Annotated in this window: 13 protein-coding genes; 3 read left to right on the top strand and 10 right to left on the bottom strand. The window is 41.8% G+C overall.

Going from position 1 to position 11,926, the window contains the following annotated elements:
• Positions 1-40 precede the first annotated feature (40 nt).
• The 8 genes from AHMF7605_RS30100 to AHMF7605_RS03515 all read right to left on the bottom strand — a co-directional run bounded on the left by AHMF7605_RS30100 (position 41) and on the right by AHMF7605_RS03515 (position 6,671).
• Complete coding sequence (locus AHMF7605_RS30100; protein WP_199200187.1) at positions 41-337, bottom strand: NAD(P)H-binding protein; 297 nt, start codon at positions 335-337, stop codon at positions 41-43.
• Positions 338-625: 288 nt separating this feature from the next.
• A complete protein-coding gene (locus AHMF7605_RS03485) occupies positions 626-1,459 on the bottom strand; it encodes an SDR family oxidoreductase (protein ID WP_106926486.1) in 834 nt (277 codons plus the stop codon).
• Between the two features lie 164 nt (positions 1,460-1,623).
• Positions 1,624-2,748, bottom strand: a complete 1,125-nt coding sequence (locus tag AHMF7605_RS03490; RefSeq protein WP_106926488.1) for an aldo/keto reductase — start codon at positions 2,746-2,748, stop codon at positions 1,624-1,626.
• A 109-nt stretch (positions 2,749-2,857) separates the two neighbouring features.
• Complete coding sequence (locus AHMF7605_RS03495) at positions 2,858-3,475, bottom strand: flavodoxin (protein WP_106926490.1); 618 nt, start codon at positions 3,473-3,475, stop codon at positions 2,858-2,860.
• Positions 3,476-3,549: 74 nt separating this feature from the next.
• Positions 3,550-4,053 carry a nuclear transport factor 2 family protein gene (locus tag AHMF7605_RS03500; protein WP_233218930.1) on the bottom strand — a complete coding sequence of 168 codons (504 nt, stop codon included), beginning with the start codon at positions 4,051-4,053 and terminating at the stop codon, positions 3,550-3,552.
• Between the two features lie 139 nt (positions 4,054-4,192).
• Positions 4,193-4,672, bottom strand: coding sequence for a nuclear transport factor 2 family protein (locus AHMF7605_RS03505; protein ID WP_106926491.1), 480 nt, complete (start codon positions 4,670-4,672; stop codon positions 4,193-4,195).
• Positions 4,673-4,815: 143 nt separating this feature from the next.
• Positions 4,816-5,808: an aldo/keto reductase gene (locus AHMF7605_RS03510; RefSeq protein WP_106926493.1), complete on the bottom strand. Its 993-nt coding sequence runs from the start codon at positions 5,806-5,808 to the stop codon at positions 4,816-4,818.
• A gap of 11 nt (positions 5,809-5,819) precedes the next feature.
• Positions 5,820-6,671, bottom strand: a complete 852-nt coding sequence (locus AHMF7605_RS03515; RefSeq protein WP_106926495.1) for an aldo/keto reductase — start codon at positions 6,669-6,671, stop codon at positions 5,820-5,822.
• Between the two features lie 156 nt (positions 6,672-6,827).
• On the opposite strand from AHMF7605_RS03515, the gene AHMF7605_RS03520 reads away from it, so the two are divergent.
• Complete coding sequence (locus AHMF7605_RS03520; RefSeq protein ID WP_106926497.1) at positions 6,828-7,727, top strand: helix-turn-helix domain-containing protein; 900 nt, start codon at positions 6,828-6,830, stop codon at positions 7,725-7,727.
• A gap of 187 nt (positions 7,728-7,914) precedes the next feature.
• On the opposite strand, the gene AHMF7605_RS03525 is transcribed toward AHMF7605_RS03520, so the two are convergent.
• Entirely contained in the window at positions 7,915-8,853 is a 939-nt protein-coding gene (locus tag AHMF7605_RS03525; RefSeq protein WP_106926499.1) for a glycosyltransferase family protein, read from the bottom strand.
• Positions 8,854-9,541: 688 nt separating this feature from the next.
• Here AHMF7605_RS03525 and AHMF7605_RS03530 point away from each other — a divergent pair.
• Both AHMF7605_RS03530 and AHMF7605_RS03535 read left to right on the top strand, forming a co-directional pair.
• Positions 9,542-9,949 (top strand): DUF7793 family protein, encoded by a 408-nt coding sequence (locus AHMF7605_RS03530; RefSeq protein ID WP_106926501.1) that lies wholly within the window; start codon positions 9,542-9,544, stop codon positions 9,947-9,949.
• 265 nt (positions 9,950-10,214) lie between these two features.
• Positions 10,215-10,835 (top strand): class I SAM-dependent methyltransferase, encoded by a 621-nt coding sequence (locus tag AHMF7605_RS03535; RefSeq protein ID WP_106926503.1) that lies wholly within the window; start codon positions 10,215-10,217, stop codon positions 10,833-10,835.
• 37 nt (positions 10,836-10,872) lie between these two features.
• On the opposite strand, the gene AHMF7605_RS03540 is transcribed toward AHMF7605_RS03535, so the two are convergent.
• Positions 10,873-11,295 (bottom strand): group III truncated hemoglobin, encoded by a 423-nt coding sequence (locus AHMF7605_RS03540; protein ID WP_106926505.1) that lies wholly within the window; start codon positions 11,293-11,295, stop codon positions 10,873-10,875.
• Between the last annotated feature and the right edge of the window lie 631 nt (positions 11,296-11,926).

The raw sequence follows: 11,926 nt of genomic DNA on the forward strand, positions 1-11,926 counted from the left end.
TCTTTTGAGTACATTAGTTGGGTTTATGAATGCCCAAATTTTAGCGGACATGTTTTTCAGGCGATTGAACAACGCTGGCAATGAAGCTGGCAATACTTTTTTTAGAAATTTTCGATTCGCCTTTTTGGGTCAGTTCATAATCAATTTCGTTTGCATTGGTAAACCAGGTAGGTCTTAAAATCGTGTAATCAAGCCCGGATGCTTCCAATACATCTGCTAATTTCCGGTAAGGCTGTAAAACCGATTTTAGAGGGGTTTCATATATGCCAATAGAACTAATGGCTATGATTCTGTTTACGCCTGTTTCCTCCATTGCCCGGACGATATTTTTGGCCATTGCTTCTACATTTCCGGCGAGGTTACACCATGTCCTGCCCTTTAATGGCCGCCTTCAGCACCGGGTAGTCCCGCACATTCCCTTCCACTACCTTGGCATTAAAAATATTTTGGTGCCGCAATCGGCTTTTTTACGCAGAAATAAGGTAAGATGAACCTGCTGAACCTGCTGCCGTGCTTCGATGACTGGACTAGCCAAGTCACCGTTGGCTCCTATAATTAGGACGCTTCTCGTATTACTCATCTAAAAGTTTTCCTTACCATTATCTCTATTTCTTACCTAAAAACCTTATCCTTCCTGCGGAGCCAGTTCCCCAAACCAATAAGCAGCCGTTACGCCGCCATCCATCAAAAAATCACTGCCGGTAATAAATCCACCCTCGGGTCCCATCAGCAAAGCACCCACATTTCCTACTTCGTCCGGTGTACCGGCCCGGCCCGCTGCCGACACTTCTATCATACGGCGGTAGCCGCCGCCCCGGGGGCCTTGCAATTCATCGTGGGCGAGTGGGGTAATAATAATGCCGGGACTAATGGTATTGACCCTCGCCCCCCGTTTGCCCCAACGAACGGCCTCCGCCATTACCCGCAAGGAGTTGCCGCGCTTCGAAAGTTGGTAGGCATGCAAGGAGTCTTTCACCTGTCCGGGTTGAAGAAAGGGTAATTTTAGTAATTCCTCCGTGGGGGTAGTAGCGAGCGCCCTGTTTTGTTCGACTGAAAGCGGGGGCAGGCGATGCCCGGACTGCGAAGCAATAACCACACAAGCGCCGCCAGCCGCTATAACATTGCCGAATTCTTCCAGCACCAGGGCGGTTCCGTACAAATCAACTTTCAGAATTACTTCCGGCGAGGCTTGGGAAGGAGAAACTCCGGCAGCATGGATGACCCCGGAAACCGCGCCGAGAGAAGTTGCTTTCTGAACCAGCGCCTGAACAGAATCGCGGGATGATACATCGACCAGTGCCGTTGTTACCTGAAAACCGGCATTACGTAACGTTTTTGCGGCGGCATCGGTATTTTCTTGCCGCAAATCCGCCAGCAAAATAGGCTTACCCGCACTTACTCGCCGGGCAATCGCCTGACCAATGGACCCGGCACCAATTACAACAATCACTTGCCTCATATTTTTCGTTTATATTTTTACTCTGTCTATTATAGCGCCGTCTTATTCTGCTCAAACCGATATTTTACATCGCCTTTTTCCAGCGGCTTGGTAGGTAAGCTAACCATCCAGCAGAAATAAGATAATTGTTGACGGCATACTTTATGGAAGTAGGGAATATAGTTTTAATTGGTTTGCCTAATCGGGTACCGGTCGCCAAAAATTTTAATTTTTGAAATAGTCTCGGTAATGCTGTTCAGCTCTTGTGGGGTAAAGGCAATATTGGCAGCTCCTTGGTTTTCCTGGAAATGGGCCAATTTAGTGGTACCCGGAATGGGAACAACCCAAGGTTTTAACGCCAGCAACCAAGCCAAAGAAACCTGAGCGGGTGTCAGGCCTCTTTGATTTCCAAAATCGGTTAAAAACTCAATGATGCTCCAGTTGGCTTTGATAGCTTCGGGGGTATAGCGCGGTAGGGTTGGCCGATTATCATTGCTGGGAACAAATTTGGTTCTTTCGTTGAGATATCCGGTGAGATAAGCCCGACTTAGTGGACTGTATGGAACAAAGCCAATACCCAATTCTTCGCACACCGGAAATATATCCGTTATCGGCTCTCTAGACATCAAAGAGAGTTCTGTTTGAATAGCAGTAACCGGTTGTACGGCATGGGCTTTTCGGATATTTTCAGGCCCGGCTTCGCTTAATCCTAAGTTTCTTACTTTTCCTTCTTTTAATAAATTTTTAACTGTACCGGCAACATCTTCCATCGGCACTTTGGGGTCCACTCTATGTTGATAAAGCAAGTCAATAACATCCGTTTTTAGTCTTTTTAGGGATTGCTCAACTACTTGCCGGATATGGTTAGGATTGCTGTTAAATCCCCCGGTTAATTTATTATTTTGGATATCAAAGCCAAACTTGCTACAAAGAATTATTTTTTTACGGAATGGCCCTATTGCTTCACCAACTAATTCCTCATTGGCAAAGGGTCCGTAGGCTTCGGCGGTATCAAAAAAGTTTACCCCCATGTCATAGGCTTTACGGATGACCGAAATACTATTTTTTCTATCCGGTACAAAGCTCCGGTTCCAACTCATTCCCATACAACCCAGCCCAAGAGAAGAGACTTTTAAGCTGTGCTTCCCGGAACCCAAGGTGCGGTACTTGACATCTGTTACTAGCTTTTTATCTTCTTTACCGGAGGTTGCTTTTTCAGAGTTAGTGAAACTAAAGGCTGACGTTGCCCACAAGGAAGCTCCTAAACTTGTACCGGCTTTTAAAAAATTTCTTCTGTTTTGATTTTTCATGTTTTTAATTTTTAACGCTTACTAAAACAAGTTTCTTAGGCCACAATCAAGTTTAGAATCATTGAACCAAGTGATTTCCAGGATTAAAGGCCTTAATGCTTGGAAAATTTTATCGAAGAATTTTTATTTGCTGCAGCCATTGCTTTACTTTCATTTCACCTTCTTTGGCTTTATCCCCCTCCATCACAAAATAAATTCCGTCTCTTTCCACGCCGCCTTTTATGGAAAAACCTTCCAGTATTTTACTGTTCGGAGCCAATGATTTTACGGTTTCGAACGTGCTGCCAATTCCGTAGCCGGCGTTGGTGTTAAAAGGCACAATGGTTTTTCCGCTCAGGTTATATTCTTTTAAAAAGCTTTTCAGGGGGGGTGGTAACTGCATGCCCCAGGTCGGGAAGCCGATAAACACCACCTCATAGTTTTGGATAGTAGTAATTTTGGTTTTTAAAGGCGGTAAAAAGCCGGTGGCATTTTCATTGGCCACCTGGTCTACAATTTGTCGGTAATCTTTAGGATAAGGCTTTTCTAACTCCAAGGCCACCAATTTTCCACCGACTTGTTTCTGAATCATTTCTGCGATGGCCTTCGTGTTGTTGGTCCGGGACAAATACACGATTAAAACTTTATCCGGATTTACGTAAGAGGCTTCCTGCCCATCAAGATCCTCCGTTTGGGAAGAAGAGCAAGCAGAAAATAAAAGAAAGAACCCCAACAATAGCTGCAGCATAGACTGAATAGTTTAACTACCTTGATTTTACCGCCATCCCCATTTTACCAGCTCAAAAGTTTTGGGAAAGCGCGTTAATTTCCCATTAGCCGGGTAAAGGAAAGGGAGCCTAAAGTCCATTTATTGGCTTCTTTAACGTACACTTCGGTAACTATAAAGGGATTGGTAACTTCATTGCCCCCGACGACGGCTAGTAACCGGATTTTGCTTAAAAGAATGGCCGTGTTGCCAATAAACTTCACGGATGTTTCCTGAATATCTGCGTGCTTGTAATGAATCCCGCCGCTTTTAATGATATTGACTTCTTGTTCCTTGCCCCAGCTGCCTCCCATGTGCACGAACATTGCGTTTTCGTGAAAGAGCGCGGCCAAAGTATCGGCTTTTTTATCGGCCATCCATTGCCATTTCTTCTTAGATAGGTTTATGATTTCTTGTTCTGAATGCGGACTGTTGGTTTTAGAAGCGCTTGCTTTCTTTTGGGCGGAGGCCGCTATCGCACTCGTTAGAAAGAAACACAGTCCCAGAATAAATACTTTCATCCCGGTATTTACCAGTTTATTAAGGAATATAACTTTCATATTATTGTAGATTAAATTTTCTGTTTTATCTAATTTTTTGCGGCCACCCGGAATCACCTTTTTGTAATAACCTTCTTCATTTACCTCTTTCTGGGTAGTGGCCGTTAACTTCTGTAACCAGTAAAATCTGACTGGGCTATTAATGTTTAATTTGATGGGTGTCCCGCACGCTGCTAAAGGTCAAGGTTAACAGTTTCCAATCGTTTCCTTGTTTTTTATAGACTTCGGTAACCGTAAATTCGGTAATGGCGTCATTGCCCCGCACCACCGCCGTCAGCGTGATGCGGTTCCAAAGAATTGCCGTGTCGTCCACTATTTCTACCGCTACATCGTGCACATCGGCTTTCTTGTACCAGATACTGCCGGTTTTAATAATGTCCAGTTCTTCGGCTTTTTTCCAGGTGCCACTCATGTGCACAAATTTGGATTGATCGTGAAAGAGTTGAGCTAGCTTGTCCACGTTTTTATCGGCCATCCACTGCCATTTCTCCCGGGATAGATTCATTATTTCCTGCTCCGAGTGGTTGCTATTCATAGCGGTAGAAAGGTTTTTGGGGGAGGAACAGGCCATTCCTAGTAGCAGGAGTAAAAACCCCAAGGCATTATTTACTATTTTCATACTGTTGCTTGATATATTTTAAAAAATAGAGCTTCTTTTCACTCCCATGCCTTTGGTGGCTTTCGTTGCGGAAAAATTAAGTACTACCTTGAACCGACGTTCGCCTTTAGTCCGGATCATTGCTGTTTTTATTTAGCTAGTACCTAACGATTAACCATTTTTTGCGACTGTTCCGAATACCGGCCGCCTTGTACTTCAATCTTGGCCACGGCCTCATTTATGTCTTTGAGGTCATTAGCACTAAGCGTGATTTCCGCTGAGCCTATATTTTCTTCTAAGCGGTGCAATTGGGTGGTGCCCGGAATCGGAACAATCCAGGGCTTTTGGGCTAATAGCCAGGCAAGGGCTATTTGAGCGGAAGTTACCTTGTTTTCGTTTGCTATCTTGCCCAGTAAATCAACTAAGGCCAGATTAACTTTCCGGTTTTCTTCCGAGAAACGCGGCACGGTATGGCGAAAGTCGGTTTCGTCGAACGTGGTGTTCTCGTCGATTTTACCGGTTAAAAAACCTTTACCCAATGGGCTAAAAGGCACAAAACCTATTCCTAATTCTTCCAGAGTGGGCAATATTTCCTGTTCCGGCTCTCGCCACCAAAGCGAATATTCACTTTGCAGGGCTGTTACGGGCTGCACCGCATGAGCGCGCCGAATGGATTGTACTCCTGCTTCTGAAAGACCAAAGTGTTTTACCTTTCCTTCCCAGATTAATTGTTTCACGGTTCCGGCCACCTCTTCCATGGGAACATTGGGATCTACCCGATGCTGATAAAACAAGTCGATCACCTCGGTTCGCAAACGTTGCAGGGCGGCTTCGGCCACGGCCCGGATGGTTTCCGGTCGGCTATCCAGTCCTAAGGGTGGTTTGCCTTCTTTAAAACCAAATTTAGTGGCAATTACAACTTCTTGCCGAAATGGCTTTAATGCTTCGCCCAGCAGTTCTTCGTTGGTAAACGGTCCGTAGGCTTCCGCGGTATCAAAAAAGGTAACGCCTTTCTCGTAAGCAGCCCGAATCAGATGGATAGCATCTTGTTTTTCGGTGGCCGGACCATAACCAAAGCTAAGCCCCATACAGCCCAAGCCAAGTGCCGATACTTCCAGGCCGCTTTTGCCTAATATTCGTTTTTGCCTAATTTTCATTTTTTAAACAGTTAAACCTCCAGTTTTCTTTCTCCTAACCATTTTACCATCGCCGGGTTCCGGTGATCGAAGAAGCTACTCGTATTGGTATTTAATGCCTGGATGGCTTCCATGTCTTCGCCACTTAGTTCAAAATCGAAAAGGTTGAAGTTTTCTTCTATTCGTTCCTTGCGCACGGATTTAGGAATAGCCACTACCCCTCTTTGGGTGAGCCAGCGAAGAACTACCTGCGCAATAGATTTATGGTGTTTTTCACCAATGGAAAGCAGCAGCTCATTCTGGAAAAGGTTGTTTTTGCCTTCCGCAAACGGCCCCCAAGACTCAATCTGTACCTGGTTTTTCTGTAAAAATTTTTGCGTTTCGATTTGCTGGTGGAAAGGATGAGTTTCTATTTGGTTAACGGCGGGAACAATTTCGTTGTGAATAATCAAGTCCATCAGCCGGTCCGGATGAAAGTTACTGACGCCGATAGCTCTGATTCTGCCTTCTTGGTACAAGTCCTGCATGGCCCGCCATTCGCCGTAGACATCGCCGTAGGGCTGATGAATCAAATACAAGTCCAGGTAATCCAGTTGCAGCTTCTGAAGGGAGGATTCGAAAGCTTTTTTGGTACCCGCATAGCCATTGGATTGTATCCAAAGTTTGGTAGTAATAAACAAATCTTCTCGGGGCACCCCGCTGCGCTTAATGGCTTTACCCACGGCCTCCTCATTCATGTAGGAAGCGGCCGTATCAATTAAACGATAACCGGTGTTTAGGGCATCTAAAACGCTTTGCTCACATTCCGCCAAATTTGTTACCTGAAACACGCCAAAACCCAGGACGGGCATTTCTACTCCGTTATTTAATTTAACCTTTTGCATTATTTTACTTGTATCTCCGAACAAAGGTCTGGGTTATCAGCCACCCGAATGGTATACAGATTACGGTTTTACCTACCAATATTACTGATTAAGGAAAGCTCTGGAAGGAAGCAAGGAATAAACCGTTAATTTTGAAAGACAGTAAACATTTGTGCTATGGATAACCTGAGAAGATTTGAGACCATCAATGATTACAACGCCTTCAACAATAATGAAACCCTCCACCCGCTGGTGAGTGTGGTTGATTTATCGAAGGCAAGTCCTCGGCAGGGTTCCCGGATGTATTTCGGCTTTTATACCATTTTCTTAAAAGATGTGAAATGCGGTGATTTGGTGTACGGAAGGCATACTTATGATTACCAGGAAGGTACCTTGGTTTTTCTGGCCCCCGGCCAGGTGGCAGGTGTGAATAGCAACGGCGAGACTTACCAGCCAAAAGGCTACGCGCTAATTTTTCACCCGGACTTAATTCATGGTACTGCTTTGGGCCGGCATATTCAGGATTATACCTTTTTCGGTTATCAATCGCACGAAGCCCTTCATTTATCGGAGCGGGAAAGAAAAATTGTTCTGGAGTGTTTTTCGAAAATTGAATATGAACTAGAACATGCCGTGGACAAGCACAGTAAAAGATTAATTGTATCCAACATCGAGCTTTTCCTAAATTATTGCGTCCGCTTTTACGACCGCCAATTTATCACCCGAGACAATGCGCACCAAGGAATTTTAGAAAGATTTGAGAATTTGTTAAACGATTATTTTCAGACGGACAAACCGCAAACGGTTGGTTTGCCTTCGGTTGCCTACTGTGCCGGCGAATTGAATTTATCCTCCAATTATTTTGGGGATTTAGTAAAAAAAGAAACCGGAAAAACGGCGCAAGATTATATTCAAGCAAAGGTAATGGAAGTGGCGAAAGAAAGAATATTTGACCAAAGTAAATCGGTTAGCCAAATTGCCTATGAATTAGGGTTCAAGTATCCGCAGCATTTTACCCGCCTGTTTAAACAACGGGTGGGCCACTCGCCGAATGAATTTCGCAGTTCCTTAAACTAATAGAATTTAGATTTTTTTTAGTAAAAAATTTGCGATCAGAAATTCTGGAACAACCTGCTATTTCTGGTTTTAAGTTAAAGCATTTTATTAAATAGGCGAATAGAAATAATTATATTTTAATTAGATATGGCAGTAATTTCAAAATAAAACTTGGAGGCAAATGGATGGTAATAAAGTGAAAGAATAATTAGCTGCTTATTGGAGGATACATTTTAGTTAATAACTCTACAATTTTGTTTGTCCGAACTTCCCCATGGGAATTTGATTTTTCCGATATAGTATTTTCCTCGGTATTATTCATGTTAGTAGGCGCTTCATTAGTTACAGAAAGGTGGAAAGAATGGAAACTTTCTTCTACGTTTTTTGAAGATTCCGATACTAAAAAAATGCTAGCGGGAAAAACCTGATAGACTGATTTAATAATGGCGGCGTGGGCGGGATTAAATGTGAAAATAACATCGGCCCGTTCGATAACTGACTTTTCCAATTCGTACATCCATCCCTGGTTATTTACCTCCCTACGTTCCTGGCACAACGAATCAATCTGAATAGCTAAGGGCTTGCCTGTAATTAACTTTAACTCGCTTCCTGCCAGATAAGTAAGCCAATTATGCGCAAAAATTAGGTCAAAAGCTTGGTTTATGGCATATCGGGCTGCATAACGGGCATATTGAATAATTTTAGTATTTGTACTTATATTATCCCAGTTTGGTAGGTCAAAAACACGCGTTGATTCTTCCTGGTTACTGCTAGAAGTACTTTTCTTCGGTAAATTATCTGGTTCTCCCGAAAATGATCCGGCCTTATTCTCTCTCGAATAGGAGCGCTGATTCTCAGGTATATCAATAGAACCATAAAGAGGTATTAAGGCGCGAATGTAATCTGCTTCGGCAAAAGGGAGCACTTTAAGGAAATGACTATTAGCAAAAGCTGAGGTAAGAGTATGGTTGTTTAATCCAATTAAATTTATATTTTCTGCTTTTACATTCAGATCGGCTCTAGGTAAAATTAAAGATACTTTTAGCTGGTTAGCCATCTCCGTAGCTACCTTATAGCAGTTCGTTCCTTGCTCTTCGTCAAACGGAGAGAAATCCCATCCTAAAAAAAGCACATTTAAGTTCTTCATGTATAGTAGCTAAGCAATAACTTAATTACAACGGGTATTATTTAAAAAAGATGAACCTTCTGGTAAAATGTGTACATGAAAAGATAGGGGAAAGATTATTGCCTGGTTTAAAGATACCTTACCTGATTTAGTTAGTAACCACCACTCGCGGTAATACTTTAAGAATTTAACTGGCATAAAACGTAGAAGCTAGCTATAAGTATTATAAAACTGGCTGGCGAGGGCTTTGGTTGTTAGGCGGCAGCTATGACTAGTAATAGTTTAAATTCTTCTGAAAAGACAATTCCTTACTTTAACTTAATTTAACTGAGTATTTTTTATTTGGGGTTTACGGCGGTTATAGTTAATTGGATAGTTAAATTAATTTGAAAGAGAGCATTTTAGAAAGCGCTGAATGCGCTATTCGCGGCTATTTTAAAATTTCTGAGAATCAGTTACTTCGGGAAGATTTGTTATAATTTAGAAGAAAACACTTAAACTTAATTACTTTTACCGGATCATGGAGTTTACATATAGAAGTATTTATCTTTGATATTATGAAAAGAAGTAGAGGAGGTAAATGCATGGGTAAGTTAAAAGTACAATCTTGGTTGCTTTTGAGAGAATGAATTAGTAATTTAATAAATATAATTATTCATAAAATAGTAGTATGTGATATAAACAGATGCCTCGTAGTTAATTAACTTAAATGCAACAATTAGAAGTGGATAATGAAGCTAGGATTAAGGAAACAAAGTACGTCACTATGATTATCCAGAACGGCATCTTTCATGCTTATTACAAAGAATTGGAAATCTTGGATATGAATTTTGCCAAAGTAGCGGTCCAAGACCGGTTGAATTTCTTTCAAAATATAGCTTATCCTTGTTTGTTTGATATTACAAAAGTGAAGGAAACCACGAAAGAAGCGCGTGACTATATGGCTAATGAAGGCAATGAGTTGGTTTTAGCCAGCGCCATGGTTGTAAATAATCCTATGCTGAAAATGATGGCTAATTTTTACATCATGGTAAATAAACCCAAAAATCCTACCCGCTTGTTTACCGACCGTGACAGCGCTTTAGATTGGCTGGAACAATTTAAAAATAAAAATTAAAAGTTTTTGTTTAAAGCCCTTCCCGAATCGGATCTATCTGTGAATTATTACTTTTATTCGTACCTGATTATTTATACCTAGATCCCTTCCTTCGTCTATTTATTTTTATTCATAATGGCCCCGGTTTATGATACGTATGGCAATACTATTTTAAATTTTGTACCCTAGAAATCTATCTGGTAAATAATGTCTCACCGTTTAATTTTAAATTACTTAGCAGGCCAAAAGGTCTATATTAACGAATAACAAACATTCTTTATTTAAGATGAGTATTTTTTCTAAATATATCTCTCCCCGGTTAATGAATATGTTCATGTCCGTGCAGGTTATTACACCTTACCGGGCAGAGTTACTTCAGTACGCCCAAGGAAAGATACTGGAGATTGGATTTGGGTCCGGCTTAAACCTGCCTCATTACCCGGCCGGTGTCCGGGAGATTGATATTGTGGAGATTAACGAAGGCATGAAAAACCTAGCTCAAAAAAATATCGCCCAATCGACCATTCAGGTTAACTATCACACTTTAAATGCGGAATTACTACCTTTTCCGGCAGCTACTTTTGACACGGTTGTAAGCGCCTGGACCCTTTGCAGCATTGCGGAAGTTAGCCGAGCTTTGGCGGAAATTTACCGGGTGCTTAAACCGGACGGCCAGTTTTTATTTGCGGAGCATGGTTTAAGCAACGAACCGCAAGTGCAAAAATGGCAGCACCGACTTACCCCCATTCAAAAAATCATTGCCGATGGTTGCCACTTAGACCGAAACATAGAAGCTCTTATTGCCGAGGCCGGGTTTAAGTTCCGGAAACTCCGGAAAGAATACGCGGGTTCGCCTAAAGTAGCCAGTTATTTTTACATTGGGGTGGCGACTAAAGCTATTCCTTAAAAATCGTATAATTCAATATGCCGGCAAAGCGCCTTCTCTATTTAGTTAAATCCTGCTTAACAATGGGAATGCCGGGTGCTTGCCCCTGAATAATCTGGATTTTATTCGAAAATATGCGGGCAATGTTGGCCGCCCGTAATTTAGCTTCCTCCGCCAAGGGTCCCCGGAAGTTTTCGGTTACTGTTGCAAAAAATAAGCTTAGCCATTGCGCAAAGTGCGTCGGGTTAACGGGTAAAAACGCGTGTTTCGGAAAAGGCTGGCCCTCGTACGAGGCGGAACCTAATAAAATAGAGCTCCAAAATTGGTACATTATAGGTAAATGCTTTTCCCAATTTACCTTAGCGTAGTCGTTAAAGATCGGGGAAAGTAAGGAATCCTGGTTTACTTTATCATAAAATGCATCCACCAGTTTCTTGATATCCGCTTCCGTAGAAATGTCTTTTAATTGGTTACTATTCATAAAGTAGTTTTTATTACGAAACAATTAATTTAGAATTTTGCTCCCCTAAAAGTAATATCCATTTAAGTAAGCTTTCGGCAGCACTCCAGTTCATATAGATTGAATTATAAAAGTTGTATTCGGGGTGGTTTATCTTGGAATCTTTTCAGGACTTCAGGCAGTGGTGCTGATGGTACCCTATTTGCCTCGTGGACGGCGGGCCTCGTTTGGCTCTTCCGGGCGGGAAGGAACGTGCCGCGGTACGTTCCTTCCTATCTTACGATGCTAACTAATTTTAATTAAAACTAGTTAATACGTCTCGTTTATATCCATTGGTTATAAGTTTATCTTAATGAATGAATTAATGAAACAAAATAATTTAAATATACCTGATGCCGAGATTGTTGTAATAAATTACTAATAATGAGCGCGTTAATTTTTAAAAGGCCTACTATCTGGTATTTGCTTGTTAATAATAAAGGATCAGGTGAGTAGCTTAGAATAAGAGTTTAACACAACAATAAACTCTGAGCTCAATACGAATAATGCTGTTTAACTGGATAAGTGTTCTACGTTTTTGTGCTTTGTTGCAAAAATTATGTTAAATGAGAAGATTATAGTAAATAAATATATTCAAGCTTCAAACCAGAAA

The sequence above is a fragment of the Adhaeribacter arboris genome, from assembly GCF_003023845.1.
Taxonomy (GTDB): domain Bacteria; phylum Bacteroidota; class Bacteroidia; order Cytophagales; family Hymenobacteraceae; genus Adhaeribacter; species Adhaeribacter arboris.